The sequence below is a fragment of the Portibacter lacus genome (genome assembly GCF_021533215.1).
In the GTDB taxonomy this organism is placed as follows: Bacteria; Bacteroidota; Bacteroidia; order Chitinophagales; family Saprospiraceae; genus Portibacter; species Portibacter lacus.
Genome location: NZ_JAJNKA010000007.1, coordinates 113790 through 136075, shown reverse-complemented (window position 1 = coordinate 136075; position 22286 = coordinate 113790). Strand labels below are relative to the sequence as shown.

The following is a 22286-nucleotide window of genomic DNA, read 5'->3' as shown; positions in this document are numbered from 1 at the left end:
AAGAAATTTATATTTTGCAGAGGACATGTTTCATTTCATCCCATGCCAATCCTACCTTTTTATCCAGGGCTTGTGGTTTTTATATGCTGGTCCTGTTAATTTTTCACTTTTGCTATCACGGTTTTTAACGACCACAGCTTCCACTTTTGAAGCGTCTTTCCACGGTTTATAATTTTTATATGCTGGTCCTGTAAGTGATTTTTTCTTACTAACGATATTGGTTTTCGGCGATTCTGTTTTGTGTTTCCAAGGCTTATAATTTTTATAAGCTGGACCCTGCAAATCACTTCTTTTTACGTGATTTTCACCTTGTGCAAACATCCCAAAAGAAACAACTAAAAGACCTAAGATAAATACTACTTTTTTCATGACTACTATTTAAAATGTTCATGACAAAAGTACGCACCAAAATAGGTGTTTAGGATTATGTGAATCTACCCATTTTGTATCCGTATTTATACGGATATAGTATCCTGGTGAGCTTTATATCAAATTTATTTTTGCTGCTTTCTTAATCAGTTCAGCGGTGTTTCTTACTTCTAATTTTTTTAATATGTTTGCGCGATGGGTTTCTGTGGTGCGAGAACTAACAAAGAGTTTAGCCGCAATTTCTTTTGTTGTAAAGCCTTCCGAAATTAATCCTAAAACTTCTGTTTCCTTGGCTGACAAAATATTCTCACTGACACTTTGAGTTGACATAAAATTGATCATTTTTTCAGAAATTTCAGCGCTGAAATATTTTTTACCCTTGTTTACTGTTCTTATTGCTAAAGTCAATTCGTGTTCATCAGTATTTTTTAACAAATAGCCATAAGCTCCGCTTTTAGCGCATTTAGCAATATAGTTGCCATCACTGTGCATAGAAATAATAATAGGCTTTATGTTAGAGTTTGCAGTTTTCATTTCTTTTAGAACCTGAAAACCGTCCATTTTTGGCATCGTAATATCTAAAAGCACAATATCTGCTTCTAATTCACTATTTATAAATACCATAAACTCTTCACCATTCGCAACACTTTTAACTATTTTTATATCATCATGCTTTCTCAATAATTCAGCTAATCCCTTTCGGAAAAGTTCATGATCGTCAGCTATAACTATTTTAATTTCATTCATAATTCGACAGGTAGTTCAATTTCGAAAGTCGTGTTTTTTTGCATGGAGTCGATTACGATCTTACCATTGCAAATTTCTACACGTTCCTTAATGTTAATAATCCCTGAACCTAATTTAATATTATTTACATCAAAACCAATACCGTCATCAAAATAAAAAAGTGAGATGAATTCATCAAATTCTGAAAGTGTAATTCTTATCGTTTTTGCATTAGAATGTCTCAATGAATTATTAATCAGCTCTTGGGTAATTCTAAAAAGATTAATGCCTTGGCGATTGGTTATGTTGGTGTTATCATGTATCGTGAAATCTTCATATTCGATGTTTACAGCGGTTGATTTTTTTAAGCTTTCAACAAAGTTTGTTAAGGTAACACCGATCCCAAAATCATCTATAGAAGAAGGCATTAAGGCATTGGACATCAACCTGATTTCAGAAATGGTATCATCAACTATTTTTTTCATTTCTGTTTTCTTATTTTCGTCTACAACATTGTTTTCTACGTAGTGCTTTAAGCATGTTAAATAAGGACCAATGCCATCATGAAGTTCTCTAGAAAGTCGTCTCCTTTCGTTTTCTAAACCATCCACTAACATTCGTTTTGTAATTATTCTGCTATTTTCTTCCTTGTTTCTAAACTCTATGAGTTTATCTCTCATGGCTACTAAGCTTTTTCCTAGCAGATCATTAGAACCCTTTGGTTGGTAGTCAGTATTTAAATTCATCCTACCAATATAATCGGAGAATTTTACAGCACCCTGTAACGATGCTTTTAGATTAGCTAGTGCATCGAACATTTCCGCTATCTCATTGGAGTTTGTTATGAATTTATTAGTTTGATTATAATCTCCTGCTGCCATAACCCTTAGACTTTTTTGCATATTTTTGATAGGGTTGGTAATAATTCTAGTAAGGAACAATGATAATATAACAGCTACAAGAAATATGGCGAGCGTTAAACCTATAAGCTTTGATTTTAAGTTTCTTAATGGGATCGTCACTTCACTTACATCTATTTCAGACAGGATGACTAATTTTAGATTCGAAATCTCTATTAGACTATACACACTATATACATCTATAGCCCTATAATCTTCAAATACGCCTCTATGATTTATTCCATTTAGCGCGTTCATTACTCCCTCAGTTTTTACTAAGGTATTGTATGGGATTTTATCTGGGAAAAAACGAGATTGAGAACGCATTCGATAATCTTCACCAACAAGATAAGATTCTCCACTTTCACCCATTCCTGTTCGCTCAAGAAGTATCAACTTTATTTTATCGTAATCTAAGATTTTAATCTTTGATCCTTTTTTAGAATTAGAAATAAAACCTATTGAAGTTTTTTTATCAACGTGATAAGACGTAAAATCATAGATTCCATCAGTCTTTTTAATGCTATCTGAAAGCAAAATTGCTGTACTGTCAAAACTCTGATCATTCGATTCAGAAGTGAGAAAGGTCTTCCATTCAGATTCTATTAAATTTTCAACTTGTATTTGTTTAAGTGTTTTAATGGAATTCAATTGCAATAAAATACGATCGTTTAAAACTTTTGAAAATTGCGTATAAAAAGAAAATGACAATAAAGCAATGACTAATGCTATCAAACTATTAATAATAATCAGTATCAAAGTTTTGATGTTCATTAAACTCTATTTAAATAAATTTGGATAAGATTTAATTTTAATGATGCGCGGGTTTTGATCAATGTCATGTAGCCTCTTTTTCAGTGCAAATATCGTTATCACTTCTGTTCGTTTGCGATGTCATTTCTCTTCCCTGATTTTGCTTAATTGAAACAGAATAATCATTTAAAATTACATGTTATCAGGGTTTCAAGAGTATATTTTTGCTGTTTCAAATGTATGAAGATTTTATAAATTATCCAGCTTTTATCGGGATGACATACAAGACCACATCTTGTTAAGCTTCTCGAAACTGGACTAATACCTTTCACAAAAGCTGGAACTCATAGAAGAATTTTAGTAAAAAATATTATCGAACATAGATCCAAATTAAAAAAGGAAAGAAGCAAAAACTCGTCCTTTTAGCAAAGCAAGCTCAAGAATTAAATCGAGGTTCCTAATCATCATTAATTCCAATTAATTGCTATTCTCGCCACAAAAACATATCAAATAACTTCATAATTCTCCTTGATATATTTACTTAAAATATCACCGAATTCTTTGTTTGTTAAAACGTATTTTTCTTTTACTGCATTTGTAGCTGTAAATACTTTGCAAGAGACTTCTAACCATTGTACCGTTTCTTTACCTATATCACAATCAGGTAATGGATCGCATATACTTCCGCCATTATTGTTCAAATCACATGCGTCTAGATTATTCCCAATTTCTATAATATCAAATTTTAGAGCATGATTCGAAGATTCGATAAATGCATTATAATATGCTGTATAAAGTGGGTCCTTTGTAATAGTCTCATATGATTTGTCCAACCTATTATCGCACCGCCATAATGAAATAATAATCCAACAGAAAAAGAATAATTTGTGCATAATTATTTTTTTAGCTCAATAGTAATATAAGGATTAGAAATTTCTCATCTATCATTCCAAACGGATTTTAACTAATTTGCTTTAGGTAATTGAGAATGTTTATCATCTCTCAAAATTTAAATGATCTAAGTAATCACCCTTCAATTTGCACCAAAAAATACTACTAAGCAATAATATAATAGCCATGTAATGAATGATAAAAACACACAGCAATCCCAATGATAGGATTCTGAAAGTAGATTTAGTAAACCTAAAATGCTTCGTTTATCCACATATTCATATCTCTCAAAAATATCTAACCATCTTAAACGTCTCTCTCTTAAATAATTTTACCTTAGTTGTATTTCTTAGAAGAAAATGGATGTACAAGCAATTATTAAATCAAGGCACCGAAATTAAGGCCTATAAATGTAAGTTATGTGATACCGTACATCCACGTATCGCAACGATCATTTATGATTCACCTTGTTCTGAGATGACGGATAATGATAATACGGAGATCTTAAAATCAACTTCAGAAGTTTGTGTCATCAAGCTCGGGGAACAAATTGATTGTTATATCAGATGTGTTCTTCCTATTTATATTCGAAACAACTGCATAGCTATGACCTATGGTGTCTGGGTTTTAGTAAAAACACATGATTTTGATGACTATCTTGATAATTTTGATAATCAACATTATCGAGAGCATTATGATGGATTAATATATAATAAGATCATCGATTATCCATATAAAGGGCACATTCCTTGTACCATTTTTACCCAAGGAAATCGCTTACGGCCTAAAGTGACGCCAAGGAATAAGACGAATCTCGATCTACAAAATGATTATTGGAATGGAATAGAACTTTCTGAAATGAAAAGGCGGATAAAGCTTCATTCGTAGAAGTAGCGGCAAATGGCAGAATATAGAATCTGTAGAAATATATAAAATGGTTTATGGTTTATTAAAGTGGTCTGAAACAGCATCCAGTTTGAATAGAATTTTCCTTTTCATCTCACTGGTTTAAAGCATATATAGAAAGAGAATTATTAACACTTAATCGTAGCTAGTACTTCCCTAGAACTTGCTAATAAGTTGAATTTTATATAGCTATTAATTAAGTTATTGCTATGTTTTCCTATTTTGCTCGAAAATAGTAAAGCACAACAAAAGCAGATGATTACACTAAACAAAACCATTGCGTATGCTAAGAGTTGGAAACAGACATTGTGGATTGCTTTTTTATTAGGTTTAGTGCTCCCATTATTGTTGATCACCTTGGAACCCTTTGATAACAGCAATAGCTTTTCTTATAAATACTTAATTCTATCAGGGTATGCCTTGTGCATTATGATTCCAATCTTAAGCATTCATCCGCTTGAAAATTATACGTATAAGCTTCAGAAAAACCGTTGGTTCATTGTCAATGAAGTGTTATACATCGTAGCAACCATCTTCATCATATTTGTTTTTGCCTTTCTTTATCATTTCTATGTGATTAGTGGATTATCAACTTTTACCTCGGCAGATATCTGGGATTTCATCAAGACCTTCGGGCTTCCTTTTACACCGATTTTAATTCCATTATGGCTTTACCTTCGATCCAAATATGGAGTGATAGAAGTGCCACTTTCCGATCATAAGAATGTGAAAAAGGATGAAAAAGTGACCATCAATGGTGAAAATAAATCAGAGACCCTTACCATTTTTGAATCCCAATTTATCTATGCGCAGTCCCAACAAAATTATGTAGAAGTGTATTTTGATACGGAAAATGGAATGGAACAAAAAATGTTTCGAAGTACCCTTTCTAACATCATGAAACAACTGCCAAATGCATGGCAAGTGCATCGTTCTTACTTAGTAAATTTAGACTTTTTAACAGCTGTAGAAGGCAATTCTCGGAAGCGATTTATGAAAATTTCGAAAATGGATGAAACCATTCCAATTTCCCAAAAGTACTATGAAGCCTTAGAAAAAAGGCTTGCAAATTCATCCCAGAACGTTCAAAACTAGCCCACAAGCTTCAATTTCAACACAAAAACTTCAACTTCATCACTCTCGTTTTATTCGGTGGTTTTAATACGCTTCATTTGTTGAGAACATTAAAAACAAAACAGATGAAAACGTATTCAATCTTTAGCATTATCGCAGGCTTATTTTTACTTTGTAGTTGTTCTTCAAGTAAATATGTTAACTACTTAAAAGAACAAACCGAAGTCATAAAAATGACCGACTCCCTTCAATTTAATTCACTAGATGAAGATTTCTACAAGAACCAGCTTTTTTTAGTAGGTGAAGTTCACGAGGTGGAAACATCTCCAAGAATTGATTATGCATTATTCACACAGCTCAATGAGAAAATTAACATTGACATTTATATAGCGGAGATGGATATCGCTCAAGGCTACTATTTGCAGAAATATATAGAAGGCTCTGATGAACTCGAACTGAAAGAAATTCTTAAAGAGTGGGCTGTTTATATCGGGCGAATTTCTGAACAACACAGAAATAAATGGAAGAATTTTAGAGCTTATTATTCGGGGCTTTCCGAAGATTCAAAATTCAAACTCATTGGGGTTGATAAAATTGCTGACTTTGACCTATTGCGTAGATTATTAATCGAAAAACTTCCTAGTCAATATCATGCAGAAATTCCATCAGGTGTAGAGGAATTGATGTCGTGGTCAGCTAATAAATTGAGCGAAATAATGAAATCAGAACAATCAGACTTAGCGGCGGATGATGTCATATTGCTCGAGAACATTCAGTTTAATCTAAGTAATTTTAAAGAGATAAGATCCCGCGACAAGTTTATGTATGAAAATTTTAAGCGCAACTACACCCAAAACCAATGGAATAATGAGAAAATATATGCAGGAATGGGATTTTCACACACCCTACAGGCTTATCACTACACACTAGCAGGAAGAATAAAGAAGGATACGATTATGCCTTATTCCGATAAAATGGTCAGTATGAATACCTTGTATGTTGATTCAAGACTAACCGTCGATAGTAAAGCTCTTCCTAAATTTATGCAAGATAAAGGCCAAGAATTCACGCGATTTAAATATTCTCAAGACAATAGGCTATTTATGTATATCCAAGGCATTGCAGATTATAAAAAAGTTACTGAACGCAATTCGATTAGTCTACTGAAATTGGACGCTGTAAATTCACCTTATTTGACTTCTGCAAGAGGAACTAAGGTGAAAAAACTTATCACAATCTGGGATGCATACGATATCATCGAAGGAACTTCCACCACCGACTATGCTCAATACATATTTTTCGTTCGTAATGCTGATTGGATAATACCCGATAAAAAATAATACAATATTGGAGAGCCGAAAAACTGAAATATCACCCTGAGAGGTGAAGAGAATACGTGATTATCCCGATAATATTGTAATAAAATCAAAATTATGAAGTCCTTCCTCTTGCTTTGTTTACTGTTGAGCTGTCTAGCGCTTTCTGCTCAATGGGACCGTCAGTACCCGTTTAATCATCTAGGAATCATAAACGATATTGAGATAAATGGTTCTTTCGGAGCTGCAGTAGGGGATGATGCGGCCATATTCATCACGAATGATGCTGGAAGTACTTGGACGATTAAAGATAACGATCTGAACGGGTGGAATTTTGCAACCGTAGAGAGAGATGAAGATCTTATCTATGCATGTGGCAGAGGTATTTATAAAAGTGAGGATGGCGGTGAAACCTTCACTGAAATTCCAGATGCTCCTAAAGAAATCTTTGATTCCTATCTTTCGCCCTCTGGTACCTTAATCGTGTCGAACAATGGGGGAGTGTATAAGTCTACAGACCAAGGTACAACGTTTACTAGCTTGAATACTCCGGCGGATTCCTTAGGAAATTCAAGTTTTATATTAGATGAAGATCACATTTGGTGGGCAACTGTTGGATCATCGCCTGTTCTATACATTACGACGGACGGTGGTGCAAATTGGGAAGCGAATACAGAATTGACGAGACCTTCATCTTTAAGTTTTTACGACACAAACACGGGTGTAGCGGCATCCTTGCCATATCTATATTTCACAGAAGACGGTGGACAGACCTGGGAAGAGAGAGGCCGCTTGTCGAGGTATTTTGGAAAGATAAAATTTGGTTCAAGCCCTGACACAGCCTATATCACCTCTTCAAGTTACCTATATTCAACTTTCGATGGATTTCAGACCTTTAATGAACATAAAAATATCATCTCCCTTGCCGATCTTAATGGGCTTTATATAAGTGAAAATGGCAAATTACTTGTAGGAGCATCATTCTCGACGATCGCTGAATCAGATGATGAAGGCATTTCATGGCACGATGTTACTGCGCACGTGAAACCACACATCACTACAATGGGGACTGTCGATGGGCAGAAAGTGTTTGCAGCTGGAAGAGGATTTATCCTTAACTCAGAAAATGGCGGAGATACATGGGAGGTTTTCGATACGTTGAATACTAATATTTATGACATGGGGATCATTGAAGATGAAGCAATAATCTTTGCAGGCACCCAAAAGATCATCAGAAAAGACCTAAATACAAAAGAAGAAACGATTGTTTATGGGCCTACTCCTGGGGCATTTGTTGATTTTCACATCGCCCCATCTGGTAGATGGCTTGCTTACAGTACCTCAGATTTTTATGTGTTATCTGATGATCAGGGGATCACATGGGACAGTTTTTACATTGAAAAATTTTCAAATGGCTTGGATTTGGCCGACAATGGAGATTTATTCTTGAGGGTTCGGGGTAAACTTTTATTTAGCAAGGATGAAGGGACATCATGGACGGAAATATACACTGGCGATGTTGCACTTGATTTAGGGCCAATGTCTATCATTGATAGCACCATCTACATGATGGAGTCCCTTAATATCATCAGAAAATCAACGGATTATGGACTTACTTGGGATTCACTAACAACACCCACTGGCTATTCTATGATAGTTAAAGACATTCATTTTATCAATCAAGATACAGGCTACATTTACGATTCTACGGCTGATAAATTATGGTACACCTACGACGGTGGTGAAACTTGGCCATTTGCTTATTTTCCAAAACAGGAATTACTGGGCATCTACGAATTTAGTAACAAAGACATACAATCAACATGGCTTCACGGATATGGAGGATTTATCGAAAAACAATCAGATTGTAGAAATCCACCTTTATTAGCAGACATTGAAGGCTTAAGATTTCCATGCCTTTTCGATACCATAACTTATTCGGTCAATGGGTCAAATATTGACCAATACGTTTGGACGATTCCTGATGAATGGGTCGTTGTGGGAGATCAAAATGGTCCGGAGATTAAGGTCTATGCTATTGAGCCGGGCGCTGGTTATTTGACCGTTTATGGAGAAAATGCCTGTGGCAATACTGATGCACTTGAATTACAGATTGCAGGAACTGCTACACCTGAAGTGGTATTAATAGACCAAGGAGCTTCCTTGAAGACGGATGCAGATGGTGTAAGCTTTCGATGGTATAAAGATGGCGTGCTCATTCCTAGGGCAGAAGCTAAAGTTTATGCTCCTACCGAAAGCGGTGAATATACCGTATCGGTTACCTTTTCGTCCGGATGCAGCAGATTAAGTAATAGCGTAACGGTAGTGAGTTCTTCTACATTAGAATTAATGCAGACCACGATAAGTTTGTTTCCTAATCCTACTTTCGAAGACTTTTTTAAAATAAAAATTAGTGGTTATGTCAATGTTGGGGATATAGTAGTTATGGATATGCTAGGTAGGACTGTTCATAATGTTAATGTAACAAACACCTCTAGTAATATCGTAGTTAACTTGCCTAATAGCTTATTATCAGGTCTTTACTTCGTGCAAATTCAAGCATTAAATTACATGGAACCGATTTTTATTAGAAGATAGGCAAAGGATATGAATTCTGTTTTTCGATGAGGTCAGCTTATTCGGGATTTTTGAAATGCTTTCAAATTAAAGAAAGTCAGCGAGTTAGAATTGTTCTATATTTATTTAATATAAATATTTGATAGATAATGAATAAAGTTGCAAATGTGTAAATTAGCTTATACCAAATAGCAGTGATTAACTTGGAAGGTTTCGGCGAACTCCAGTCCTTTACTTTAAACTATAAACCATGCGAATAATAATTATTACACTCTGTGTTTGTTCATTTTTAGCAAGTGTGTCCTGCGAGAAAAAAATTGCAAAGGAAGGTTATGTCAATGTAGAAGGAGGGAAGATTTGGTATAAAATTGTAGGCGAAGGCAAGGGCATTCCACTGTTAGTGCTGCATGGTGGGCCAGGTTCCCTAAGTTGCCCGATGATTCCTGCATTCTCGCGCTTGGCTAACGAAAGACCCGTTATTTTTTATGACCAATTAGGATCAGGGAACTCAGATAGACCTACGGATACTTCACTCTGGAAGATCGATCGATTCGTGAATGAAATTACCCTTTTAAGGAATGAATTAGAGTTAGAGGAAGTTCACATTCTGGGTCATTCTTGTGGCAGTACATTCTTAATAGAATATATGATTTCTCAAAGGCCTAAAGGTGTGAAGTCTGTCATTTTTTCAAGCCCAATGCTCAGTACTAAAGATTGGATAGCAGATGCTAATTTATTGCTGTCAGAACTTCCGACCAGCATTCGAGATACCATATCGAAGTATGAAGCGCTAAAAGATTATACCTCACCGATCTACCTTGCTGCAACAGACTCATTTTACATCAGACACTTGTCACTTAAAGGCTGGCCTCCTAAGACAAATAGTGAATGTGAGCAAGTTCCTAAGCCTTATTTTAATACCCAAGTTTACAACTATATGTGGGGACCCACCGAATTTACGGCAACAGGGACATTAATTGACTTTGATAGGACTTCATCATTAGACCAAATCTCTGAACCGATACTTTTTCTCGCTGGTGAGCACGATGAAGCCAGACCAGAAACGATATATAGATATCAAAAGCTCGCCCAGAATGCAGCCGTGGAAATTATAGAAAATGCAGCCCATTCAACTTACAATGACCAACCGCAGAAAGTAACTGAAGTCATTCGTGGTTTTTTGAAAAATATAGAAGGTGATTAGAAATAAACGCATGGTGAAAAATTGTTATATAGACAGTTACAATGATTGACATGTTGATGTTGGGGTAATTTAAAATAAGATCATATGAATCTTCTATGATCTTTTGGAGTGAAACTATGCTCGCTGATACTATCATATGATACTATCATGATTTATTAAGATTACGAAGGCAATAGTTTATAAATCTATTTTTCTACGGAAATTAGCAAGGTTTTAACAATTACTTACTTCTTCTATGAAAAGGTCCGCTAATTCTAATTCCGAGATTTAAACTATTCGTTTTGTTTGGCCCAATAATACCTGAAGTAAAAATAGATAAGGTTTTTAGTTCTCTAAACTTTATTCCGTAAGCTAAATCAATAACCACACCACCAGAATAAAAGTTTTGACTGGAAATAGATTCTAAGATAATTATTTCATCTTGAACTCCCAAAGGAGTATTAATGGTATAACTATTAAATATATCAGATATTATAAAATGAGTTACACGTGACAGAAAAAATCCCCCAGATAGAATCAAGCTAGTTTTTGCCCTCGTAAATAGTGGGTAGGAACAGGTGAAATCAAGTGCGATTTGATGTGCAAAGTCCGTTACCTTTGAAGTTCCGAATAAACCACCGTCATCAAGAACATAAATGGTATGAAATAAAAGTGTATCTATTTTGCTATTCTTGAGTCCATTCTTTTCGCCATAACCATAATTGAAGGTTAAATTCAGACTCATCTTACCTATATCCTTATAAACTCCATATCCTATATTATAACCAATCATGTCTGAATGTTGCCAATAAGAACCAAAGCTCTGATAATTTACACCTGACTGGGATAAACAATAAGATGTAGATAGTAAGAATATGATAATAACTTTATATTTTAATATGACAATCAAAGCTTGTATGTAAATATCACATCAAGAAAAAAGAAACCTTCTTCAAAGTCATATGGAATTCCATTAATTATGCCTATATCAAAAAAATCAGTTATTGCATAAGTAATTTTGTGGCTACCAATTAGAGAAATACTACTTCGACTGAAGACTTGAAAAAACTCCGCATCAATTTCTATTGTATTTCCATCGGGAGAAATCAGTTCAGAACTCTCAGCAACTTGTAATAGTCCTATCTGCATTCGTTTTTTGTAGGAAACATTTAACCCTATGTAATATTCAAAATTGTGAAACTCTAAAACCCGTTTTGTAATACCCAACCCAATAAAATATGCGTTAATTTTATATCTGCTGCCATTTCTATTTATTGAACCAAAACCTCTCTTATAATCGATACCTGTGAATACGTATTTGCTATCATCAGAATAAAAATGTAGCTGTGGTTTACCACTGCCTAATGCAGGTCTATTTCCCGGGGTTGCAATATGCCTATATGAAATTTCGAGCAAGATTGTTTCAGAGATATTATGACTGTATCCTAGAGAAGTTGAAGGTCCAGGAGGAATATAATCATCTCCGAATTCTGGAAGATTTAATAAATCAACCCCAAGAGAAAAGCTTAATTGCTGTGCTGTTATATTATGTAAGCTAAAAAGAACTAGTCCAAATAGTCTAATAGGTACGACCCATTGTTTATAAAAATTATAATTTTTGTTCACAAACGGCATAGCCTTCCACATTTTATTTATTATCTATCTAAACATCAGTGATTAAAAAATCTTTATTGCCTCCAGCAGTTGAGCAATAACCGTTATTACAATTCGAATAGCAATGTCTCTCAATAGTATTATCATAAAAATAGGTGAAATCCCTACCGAAGTCAATTTCTTTTGCTGTTTTCTTAACTGTAAAATATAGGTTCGATTAAATTCTTAGAGAACTAGCACTCGTTAGATGTTACTGAAAGTTTAAAGTTAACATTTTCTTTTAGCTGCTGCTTCATAAAAAAGTCGTTTCTGATATTTCATTTCAATGATTTATTGTCCATTAAAAAAAAACTCGATCGGTGCTGTAAAGTCCTGATTCTTAATTCAATTTCAAAAAATTAAAAAGGAGAATACATAAGGATAATTCACAGGAATCTGTCAGTTAAAAGTAGGAACCACTTGATATGAACATTTTGCGATAACAAATGTCTTAACCAACAAAGCAAATTCACCCAATTAGGTGATGTCGAAAGCAGATAGCTTGCTTAGATTGCAGGAAAATTCTAACATAAGAATGATTACTACTAAAATTTGGCTTCCGCTCTTTATCATACTTATTTCGTTTCCATTGATCGCTCAAAAAGCAGCCCTGAACGAAGATGGATCTCCACCTGATCCTAAAGTGCTATTTCATCTTAAATCGGAAACGCAGCTAGATGGAATAAAAATCGTAAATCTTTCAAATTCCACCAATATTTCAGACAATTCTACTGGTGTGAATACTTTTCTTAATTCTACTGGATCTCACCAGCTTGTCGCTTACAATTCAATAATTATTGGAGCTAATGCGAATGCCTCTTATGGACAAAAGAATCAATTTATTGGCGGTAGCAATGGAACAATATATGGAAACTACAATTTCTTCCAAGGGGCAGGAAATGGAAATTCCTATGGGAACTATAATTTTTTCAGTAATGGAAGCAATGGAACCGTTTATGGACTATATAATTATATATCAAATTTTGGAACTGGCAGTAAGTATGGGACCTATTCCAGCATTCAGGGTTTAGGAGCGGGAAAGCAATATGGAAGCTACGTGGATTTGAGTAGCATAAGCACTGACGAATCGTATGGCTTTAATGCCAAGATATCTTCCTCTGCAAATGCGAAAGCGTTATATGGAAGTAATATCGAAATCACTGGAATTGGGACATCAATGGTTTATGGAGATTTCGTTGAAATAAATCATGATGGAAGTGGTAATCAATATGCGAGGTATGATTCCATAAGTGGTTCGGGCGCTGGAAATCATTATGGTGCTTATCATATTTTAAAAGGAGAAGGATCAGGAAAACATTTCGGCAATTATCAATCGTTAAGCGGAAGTGGAACTGGAGACCAGTTTGGGAATTATACTTCGGTAACCAATGCAAGTGATGGCATACACGTTGCTAATTATAATGATATTGTAAATGATGGTGATGGTAACCATTATGGGATCATAACGAATATGGAAGGTGATGGAAATGGAATTCATGCGGGCATTCTGAATACCATCACATCGAATGGAACAGGTGTGAAATACGGAATCAGAAATGACCTGTCTACCTCCGAATCTAATGCGGCAGATTTTTATGGTAGTTTTCAAAAAATCACTAATGATGGTTTTGGTCAACTAGTGGGATCAAACAATGAAATTATAACTACCTATAATGCAGAAAGTATTGGAACAAGAAATCAACTTAATGGGGAAGGGGATGGCGATCAATTTGGTACAAGAACAGAAATTATAAATACTGGTGATGGCGACCATTATGGCTCATATAACACCATTAATTCTGCGGGAAGTGGTTTGCATGTTGCGGGTTATTTTAAATCTGGGCTAGGGGCCAATGATTTCGCCGCGATTTTCGATGTGGGAAATGTGGTGGTTAATCAGTCAGAAGGAGATTCAGATTTTCGGGTAGCATCTTCAAAGTCTTCTAATTTGCTACGAACAAATGGAGGTTTGCATAGAGTAGGTATTGGCACAGGTAATCCATTAAATCTTCTTCATGTAAGAGATGGGAATACAGATGGTAGTATTTCCATTATTGAAAATACAACCACCTCAGTAGATGGTGATGCTTTAATAATAAAAATTGGTGCTAGCCCTTTAGCATCAACTAATCGGTTTATTGAATTTAAAGATGGTTCAAATAACACTTTGGGTGGAATTTCAGGAAATTCAACAGGTGGAGTAACTTATGGTACGGCTTCAGACATTAGATTAAAACAGAATATTAGACCTTTTGAAAATGGAATGAAAATGGTGAACAAAATTGAAGTCCATGAATATGAAATGAAATTGAACAATGGGGAAAAGCAAATTGGCTTCATTGCTCAGGAATTAATCAAAATCCTTCCTCAAGTGGTATCTGGAACACCCGAAAACCCAATCGATAATCCTATGACCGTTGATTATGGAAGACTTACACCTATTCTTGTCAAAGCTATACAAGAACTAGAAGCGGAAAATAAAGAGTTAAAAGATAAAAACATTGACCTCGAAAAAAGACTAGAAAAAATAGAAGCGCTTCTAAATATTGAATAAAGTGGAAACAATGCTGTGCAGATTTACAATGTTTAATTCGTATCTTAATTCAAAATAGTATCTAAGCTGAAAATATTCTACTAGAATTCGTTCAAGAATTCGAAGAAATGCTCGATGCCGTAAGATACTTCACCACATTTAATTATTGTATAATGAAGATTGTTCTACTTAACATATTTCTTGTGCTTTCTTTGAGTATTTATGGTCAAGCGAAAATCACTTTTGATGAGTTGAAAGACATTATTGGAAATTGGGAAGGTAGTATCACATACCTTGACTATCAAACTAACAAGCCGTACTCAATGCCTGCCAATTTAAAGGTTACACAGGGAAAGAGAGAAAATATACTTCTGCTTAACAACATCTATCCAAATGAACCTAAGGCGAACAACTTCGATAAAATTAAGCTTACCAAAAATGGGATGCAGCTCAATAAAAAGACGGTAACTACAAGAAAAATTCTTGATAATGGGCACCTTCAAATCCAAACCGAACATCAAGCTAAAGATGATAACAAGAAGGCTTTAATACGATACACTTATAATATAGGCAAAGACGTCTTCCTAGTCCGAAAAGAAGTTCAGTTTAAAGAAGCAGACAATTGGATAAAAAGAAGTGAGTATAAATATCAGAGAAAAATGTAAAACTTCTGCTATCTATAAACCGTCAATTTTATTCTTCAATAGTTAATACATATCCTGCTTTAATCGTAAGATTTCTTTGTTGATCAAGCGTTAATTTATCGACAGTACAATGAGCTTCTATGACGATATCATCATCAAAACAATCATTCGGGATAACCATTTTGTTCCAATTTCTAGGATTATACCAGTCTTGACTAAAGTTGCCCGTAAATTTATATTTAGTATTTGAAACATTAAATGGAATAGTTAATGTAGATTCAAATGTTCCTGGCCCTACAATTATAACTTCATTATAGATCGATTTGATTTGATATGAACCTCCTGGGAATCCGTCATCAAAACTATCAAATAACGTTAAAGTGTAATCACCATCAGGAAGATCCCATGTGTATGTTAAGCTCTGATTTGCAAGCGGTGAGGGTTCATTTGTTGTTTCATTTCCAGGCTCAAAATTACCATCTGAAGCGATAATTGAATTGGAATTATTTCTCAATTCCCAAGAAACATCTTCTGGAAATTCATCGAATGTTAGTGCAAAATAAACCTCATTTTGTGCAGGGGCTTGGCAACCTTTAGATGATAATATACTTACACGTGAACCTTTGACATCAAAAGCTTTTCGCATTAAATTTACTTGTCCTTGGGTAAATAAATTCATACATGCGTCATTAGAATAATCCATATAATTCTGCACCATATTAAGACTATCAGAAAATGAATTCATAACTTAAGATTGGAAATATTGCCATTTAAGGCACAGCATTTTTTAAGAATATGAACAAAACTCCTTTTCATAAGAAAATATCAATACCATTGGAATGCAAAGTACATGGCTTGTTCTTTACCGGTATTTCTAATGGCATGTGGAATATTACCAGGTAGAAAATATGCATCACCAGCTTTACCTCTATAAAGTTGATTGCCTATTTCCATTTCTGTTGTTCCTTTTATCATTAATAAAATTTCAGATGCCCGATGAGTATGAGGTTCATGGCTTTTAATTCCAGGATTAAGATTAGTCATGTGCATTTCATAGTAAGGGCACATTGTAGTAGAAGTATGAAAGTAATTTCGCACTCCTCCTTTATTGTGTTCTTTAAATTCAATTTCTTCAAAGTCTTTAATGAATGAACCTGTTTCTTTTCCTCTGCTTACATCAGGCGTTTCTCTCGATTGATAGACCATGGTGTAATATTGGGCTTGATCTGATACGGATTCAATAATGCTATTGGTTCCAGGTAACAAAAACAATACACTATTAGGTCCTATGATCTTCTTTTCCCCATATAGTTTAGCACTTATTTCACCCTCCTTTATAATCAATATTTGTTCATTAACCTTATCGTAAATATCAATTGCACCTTGAGTAGAAGCAATACTTTTGGTGCCAAAATTCATATCAGAAAAATGCATTGACGCTCCACTCATCATCTTACCATTTGGGGTAGAATGGTATATTCCCGAAGCTACTTTGGGTTCAACCATATCACTCCATAGCCAAATCAATGATTCGGGTAAGATCGCTCCACCATGTTTGCCGTTGTGCCCTTCTGAACCAGTTACAAATGTGTATTCATATCCTTTATAGTCTAGAGCCGAATCCATCTGTTGATTAGCTAGCCACCAGTTACCGTGTTCATTATTTAAATCTCCAGATCCATCTTGCAAGAAAACTTTAATATCCTTTTTGTCCGTTTTTCGGATCATAGAAGGGTAGTTATGGCCACCCCGGATATTTGTAAAACTTCCGATATGACTTAATACTTTATGAAAAGATTCTGGATGATACCATGCGGCAGAAAATGCACAAATTCCACCACTTGATATTCCTCCTATTGCTCTCATCTTAGGATCAGCAGATATTTTATATTTTTTTTCCAATTCAGGAATCATTTCTTCGATCAGAAACCGAGCATACTTATCCGACATTTCATCATACTCAACACTACGGTTAGAAGCTCGCCAAGGACTCTCTATTTCCGCTGCATCCATGTCATGGCCAGGATTAATAAATAATCCTATGGTAACGGGCATTTTCTCCTGGCTGATTAAGTTGTCGAAAACAGTAGCGACATCAAAATCTCCATCCTTTTTAACATATGTATGTCCATCTTGGAATACCATTAAAGCAGCTGGTTGCGAGCCATCATACTGAGCTGGAACATAGACATAATAATCTCTTATTGTATTAGAGAATAGGCTACTTTTCCATTCATGTTGAGTCACAACACCTTTAGGTATTCCTTCGAAAGACCAAGAATTAGGACCTTTTTTGTATTTTTCTTGTGCTTGAATTGCAAGTAGATTAAGCATAAGGAGTGAAGTAGTGAGTATTTTTAATAAATTCATTTTTTATGGGTTAGATGGTGTTTTGTATTCTGTTAAACCCAATATAATACACATTTGCGTTAGATTAGTCAGGTTTGTTACCATTTTTAAGGCTACTAGCAATTTAGGCAAATTTTGTAAACTACATCAAATTATAATATAATCCTCTCTGTGTCTATTTTTCTAACCTGACTATTTTTATATAGAATTTTCAGTTTAAGAGGTACGAAAGTTTAAGCCATTAGTTTTATTTAATTTGAGATTTCCAATTCCTTACTCTTCCAATACTATCGAATAACAATTGACTTGCTTGAAACGAAATCATCCGCTTTAAATTTATAGAAATAAATTCCTGGTGGCAAATCACTTACATTATGACTAATGGTATGCTCACCTGAAGTAAATAACCTTCCTGCTAGTTCTGAAATTTCAGCACCCGATGGCCCGAGCAATCTTAGAGTGACATGAGTGTTAGAAGGGATACTAAAAGTTACATTTATTGAATCCCCAGCAAGTGGATTAGGGTAGATATTAAGTAAGGAATATCCTTCAAAAATGGATTTATTTATGCTACTTATGATACTTTGGTCAAGTAGTGTGAGCATTTTTTCTGCATATCTTTTACCTATTATTCGATAACCTTCTGAATTAAAATGAGCATTATCAGCTGCTCCACATCCATCTGATGAAATAATATGAGCAGTAGGAATAAGGTCTGGGAGTTTATTAATAATTTCATTCATGCTTCCACAGCAATTTCCATCAGCAGATACTAACTCGCCCGCCAGGATAGGAACTTCCATTGCATCCAAAGATAAATCAGTAAGCAAATCGTTATATATCTTTTGAACATATGAGGGCCAAGCTGTCTGTCCTGTATTTGTTTCTCCTTGATGAAGTAGAATACCTTTGATTACTCCATCTTGCTGTGAAAGTTGAGCAAGATTAACTAAATACTGATATGGATTGCCTTCATATGCAGCAACTTTATCGAGAAACCAACTTTCCTTATAAGTAGAATCATATTCTGCATATATATCTTTATCAAACAATCTGATGTCACAACCACCAACAGCAACATTGATAATCCCAATGGTGATACTATCATTCAATTTCTCCACCATGGTTTTCCCAAAATAATCAGCAGGTGACAATTTAGAATAACATTGACAAGATGGAGGTACCGCTGTATACCATTTTTCTTTCTCCCGTCCTAGATTTGGGCAATCCAAACTTTGAAATACTTTAAAGCGTTCGTCGGCTTCTAAATCTTGACTTTCTATATGACCTTGCCCTTCCATATTGGACTGTCCGAAACAAAGATAAATGTGAAACTTAGGATCTTGAGCAAACAAAGATGATGTAAGAAATAAAAATATGAGTAGACTAGTTATTGTTTTCATAATGTTAAGTTAGCCAAATAAATAAAATATAAAATTGACCTATCATTCAAATCCTCAAAATCTTTCGCTACAGTTTCAATTTTGTTCATACCTTACTTTCATTTAAATTGATTTAAATTCTAAAATTCCCACAACATTGAAATGCCCATATTTTCATAATAATGACCCAACTGTCAGGTGGATGGAAAAGCTACAGGCGTGGGCCATTTGGAAATACAATGATGTTGATTCAATATTGACTCATCCTAACTTTTCAGCGCATTACATTGACCATCGAAACCTAGATAGCAAGCTTATTCTGGATCAACAACTTGCTGAATTTCGGGCTTCATTTATTAAATTATTACAAGAAAATCATCCATTTATAAAGGGAGTCATTTCGAAAGTCATCTCTCAAGAGATCGGAATTTTCACTAAAAGCAAAAAAACTGATATTTATACTGCATTTCTTCGCCCTTGCTGTCAAAACATTAGCTTGCAACTTACTGGCATTCCAGAATATAAGGCTGAGCAACAAAATTTGTTTGGAAAAACAAGAGCAGTTTTTAACATGACCAATGAAAGTGAAACCGAAACCAACCTTGGTAATAATGCTGTTATGTCTTTATCAAAATATTTCCAACAACTTTGTAAAGAGCGTCGCAAGCAGCCCGGAAATGACTTGATTACTACTTTTACAAAAGTTGAAAAAAACGTTGGTTTACTTGTTTCTCCGCTTATCCAATTGTTCGTTGGCATTTGCGAATCTGTTCCATTACTGGTTGGGAATATGCTGTACAGCCTTCATGAAAATCCACATGTTATAGATCGCTTAATATCAGATGTCAGTTCGCATTCTAATGAATTAATCCGATATGCGGGACCTGCTCAATATGTAATTCGTTATTGTGTAGCTGATTGCAAATTCAATGGACATAATTTTAGAAAAGGTGATCGAATTGCGGTATTTCTTTGGTCGGCGAATCGAGATGAAGATATATTTCGCAGCCCTGATACATTAGATTTGAATAGAACAGCACAAGCTAATATGAGTTTTGGCAAAGGTAACCATGCTTGCTTAGGCGCTTCTATCGTTCGAGAAATTAGTATTCACATGATGGAAGCTATATTATCCCATTTACCCATGGATCAGATTTCTTGGGCAGAAGCAGAATTTACTGGAAGTAAGACCATTAGAGGAATGAATAAGATCAATTTTAACGCTTAATTCATTGGAGGAGCAATTCGAATAAAACTATTAAGCTTCCATTTGCCACAATAAACCACATCTCCTGTTCCTATTCTCACAGAATTTCATTCTACTTACGATACCTTTTCAGCCAATCTAAGAGCTCCTATAATCAATAGCACGCGACTTAATACAAATTTGAAGAAAAAAATAAATTTTAAAAACTAGGTAAACTTGTATATTAGGGTTCACATAAAACTTATGAAATTAAATATCATAATGAGTCAATGCAAATGCTTTATTGCAAATCAAACCTACAAATTGACCCTGGACGCAGTAAACCAAACAGATTTTTGTAAAATTTCGATACTGTCCGAGATATTATTTCACCAAAATACTCATCGTATGTAAATTATTAAAATCAAAATAAATGAAGCAAAGAAAAATCATCCTAAGTGAAAAAGAGATACCTGAGAAATGGTACAACATCGTTGCAGACATGCCTAACAAACCATTACCGCCTTTGCATCCAGCAACAAAAGAACCTATCGGTCCTGATGCACTTGCGCCTTTATTTCCGATGGAATTAATCAAGCAAGAAGTGACTCCAGATAAGTGGGTAGAAATACCTGATGAAGTAAGAAATATCTATTCTATATGGAGACCAACTCCACTGTATAGAGCTTATGGTCTAGAAAAAGCATTAGACACGCCAGCTAAAATATATTACAAGTATGAGGGTACCAGTCCGTCTGGTTCGCACAAGCCTAACACCTCTGTTCCGCAAGCTTACTATAATAAGCAAGAAGGTATTAAAAGAATTACAACTGAAACTGGTGCAGGACAATGGGGTAGTGCGCTAGCATTCGCATGTAATCATTTCGATATTCAATGTGAGGTCTATATGGTGAAGTTATCTTATGAGCATAAACCATATCGAAAAATCATGATGAACACTTGGGGTGCCAAGGTTTTTCCTTCTCCATCCAACGCAACCGAAATCGGTAGAAAAATACTCGCTAAAAATCCTGACACAACAGGATCGTTAGGTATTGCAATTTCAGAAGCTGTCGGTGAAGCCGCGGCTAATGCAGATACAAAGTATGCGCTAGGAAGTGTGCTTAACCACGTCAAATTACATCAAACAATCATCGGTCAAGAAGCGGTGGCTCAAATGGCAAAGGCTGGCGACATGCCTGATATCGTTATCGCGCCATTTGGTGGTGGTTCTAACTTTGCTGGATTAGCATTTCCATTCCTAAGATTAAATTTTGAAGAAGGTAGAAACATTCGTTGTATTGCAAGTGAACCGACTTCATGTCCTAAACTGACAAGAGGTGTTTTCAGATACGATTACGGAGATTCTGTAGGGATGACGCCATTACTACCGATGTACACTTTAGGTCATAATTTTGTTCCAGCTCCGATTCATGCAGGTGGATTGAGATATCATGGTGCTGGTGTTATCGTGAGTCAATTACTGAAAGATAAGTTAATAGAAGCGGTAGCGCATGACAATATTGAAGTTTTCGAAGCTGGTGTTACCTTTGCTAGAGCTGAAGGTATAATCCCTGCTCCTGAAGCAAATCATGGCATTGCAACCGCTATTGCAGAAGCGAAGAAATGTAAAGAGGAAGGAGTTTCGAAGACGATTCTTTTCAATCTATGTGGACATGGTAATTTTGATATGAAAGCTTACGAGGATTATTTTGCAGGTAACATTGTTAAGCATGAATTAACCAAAGAAGAAATCAATGCTTCCCTTGCACAATTAGATACGCCTGAAATTGCGATATAAATATTATTTATAGAAGAGCTTACGGAATTGCTTTTAAGTCTCGA

At 34.9% G+C, this 22286-nt stretch carries 18 protein-coding genes; 9 read left to right on the top strand and 9 right to left on the bottom strand.

Annotated elements, in window-relative coordinates; translation table 11 throughout:
- Nucleotides 1-51: 51 nt before the first annotated feature.
- From L2586_RS13480 to L2586_RS13465, 4 genes are all read right to left on the bottom strand, one after another.
- Nucleotides 52-369 (bottom strand): hypothetical protein, encoded by a 318-nt coding sequence (locus L2586_RS13480; RefSeq protein WP_235293437.1) that lies wholly within the window; start codon nt 367-369, stop codon nt 52-54.
- Between the two features lie 114 nt (nt 370-483).
- The gene (locus tag L2586_RS13475) at nt 484-1116 is read right to left on the bottom strand and encodes a response regulator (RefSeq protein ID WP_235293436.1); all 633 of its coding nucleotides are present in this window, start codon (nt 1114-1116) and stop codon (nt 484-486) included.
- Nucleotides 1113-2768: an ATP-binding protein gene (locus L2586_RS13470; protein ID WP_235293435.1), complete on the bottom strand. Its 1656-nt coding sequence runs from the start codon at nt 2766-2768 to the stop codon at nt 1113-1115. The genes L2586_RS13475 and L2586_RS13470 overlap by 4 nt, the downstream gene beginning before the upstream one ends.
- A gap of 485 nt (nt 2769-3253) precedes the next feature.
- Nucleotides 3254-3640: a hypothetical protein gene (locus L2586_RS13465; protein WP_235293434.1), complete on the bottom strand. Its 387-nt coding sequence runs from the start codon at nt 3638-3640 to the stop codon at nt 3254-3256.
- Between the two features lie 361 nt (nt 3641-4001).
- On the opposite strand from L2586_RS13465, the gene L2586_RS13460 reads away from it, so the two are divergent.
- The 5 genes from L2586_RS13460 to L2586_RS13440 all read left to right on the top strand — a co-directional run bounded on the left by L2586_RS13460 (nt 4002) and on the right by L2586_RS13440 (nt 10715).
- Nucleotides 4002-4526 carry a DUF2199 domain-containing protein gene (locus L2586_RS13460; protein ID WP_235293433.1) on the top strand — a complete coding sequence of 175 codons (525 nt, stop codon included), beginning with the start codon at nt 4002-4004 and terminating at the stop codon, nt 4524-4526.
- 273 nt (nt 4527-4799) lie between these two features.
- Entirely contained in the window at nt 4800-5639 is an 840-nt protein-coding gene (locus tag L2586_RS13455) for a LytTR family DNA-binding domain-containing protein (RefSeq protein ID WP_235293432.1), read from the top strand.
- A gap of 104 nt (nt 5640-5743) precedes the next feature.
- A complete protein-coding gene (locus tag L2586_RS13450) occupies nt 5744-6958 on the top strand; it encodes a hypothetical protein (protein ID WP_235293431.1) in 1215 nt (404 codons plus the stop codon).
- A 93-nt stretch (nt 6959-7051) separates the two neighbouring features.
- Nucleotides 7052-9532 carry a T9SS type A sorting domain-containing protein gene (locus L2586_RS13445; RefSeq protein WP_235293430.1) on the top strand — a complete coding sequence of 827 codons (2481 nt, stop codon included), beginning with the start codon at nt 7052-7054 and terminating at the stop codon, nt 9530-9532.
- Nucleotides 9533-9761: 229 nt separating this feature from the next.
- On the top strand, nt 9762-10715 hold the full coding sequence (locus L2586_RS13440) for a proline iminopeptidase-family hydrolase (RefSeq protein WP_235293429.1): 954 nt from the start codon (nt 9762-9764) through the stop codon (nt 10713-10715).
- A 220-nt stretch (nt 10716-10935) separates the two neighbouring features.
- On the opposite strand, the gene L2586_RS13435 is transcribed toward L2586_RS13440, so the two are convergent.
- On the bottom strand, nt 10936-11487 hold the full coding sequence (locus tag L2586_RS13435; RefSeq protein WP_235293428.1) for a hypothetical protein: 552 nt from the start codon (nt 11485-11487) through the stop codon (nt 10936-10938).
- A 113-nt stretch (nt 11488-11600) separates the two neighbouring features.
- The gene (locus tag L2586_RS13430; RefSeq protein ID WP_235293427.1) at nt 11601-12341 is read right to left on the bottom strand and encodes a hypothetical protein; all 741 of its coding nucleotides are present in this window, start codon (nt 12339-12341) and stop codon (nt 11601-11603) included.
- Between the two features lie 541 nt (nt 12342-12882).
- On the opposite strand from L2586_RS13430, the gene L2586_RS13425 reads away from it, so the two are divergent.
- Nucleotides 12883-14901: a tail fiber domain-containing protein gene (locus tag L2586_RS13425; protein ID WP_235293426.1), complete on the top strand. Its 2019-nt coding sequence runs from the start codon at nt 12883-12885 to the stop codon at nt 14899-14901.
- 152 nt (nt 14902-15053) lie between these two features.
- The gene (locus L2586_RS13420) at nt 15054-15545 is read left to right on the top strand and encodes an outer membrane lipoprotein LolB (protein ID WP_235293425.1); all 492 of its coding nucleotides are present in this window, start codon (nt 15054-15056) and stop codon (nt 15543-15545) included.
- A gap of 28 nt (nt 15546-15573) precedes the next feature.
- On the opposite strand, the gene L2586_RS13415 is transcribed toward L2586_RS13420, so the two are convergent.
- From L2586_RS13415 to L2586_RS13405, 3 genes are all read right to left on the bottom strand, one after another.
- Nucleotides 15574-16269 (bottom strand): hypothetical protein, encoded by a 696-nt coding sequence (locus tag L2586_RS13415; RefSeq protein ID WP_235293424.1) that lies wholly within the window; start codon nt 16267-16269, stop codon nt 15574-15576.
- An 80-nt stretch (nt 16270-16349) separates the two neighbouring features.
- On the bottom strand, nt 16350-17894 hold the full coding sequence (locus tag L2586_RS13410; RefSeq protein WP_235293423.1) for an alpha/beta hydrolase-fold protein: 1545 nt from the start codon (nt 17892-17894) through the stop codon (nt 16350-16352).
- Between the two features lie 266 nt (nt 17895-18160).
- Complete coding sequence (locus L2586_RS13405; RefSeq protein ID WP_235293422.1) at nt 18161-19276, bottom strand: sialate O-acetylesterase; 1116 nt, start codon at nt 19274-19276, stop codon at nt 18161-18163.
- A 181-nt stretch (nt 19277-19457) separates the two neighbouring features.
- On the opposite strand from L2586_RS13405, the gene L2586_RS13400 reads away from it, so the two are divergent.
- Nucleotides 19458-20483, top strand: coding sequence for a cytochrome P450 (locus L2586_RS13400; RefSeq protein ID WP_235293421.1), 1026 nt, complete (start codon nt 19458-19460; stop codon nt 20481-20483).
- 391 nt (nt 20484-20874) lie between these two features.
- The gene (locus tag L2586_RS13395; RefSeq protein ID WP_235293420.1) at nt 20875-22242 is read left to right on the top strand and encodes a TrpB-like pyridoxal phosphate-dependent enzyme; all 1368 of its coding nucleotides are present in this window, start codon (nt 20875-20877) and stop codon (nt 22240-22242) included.
- The last annotated feature ends 44 nt before the right edge of the window (nt 22243-22286 follow it).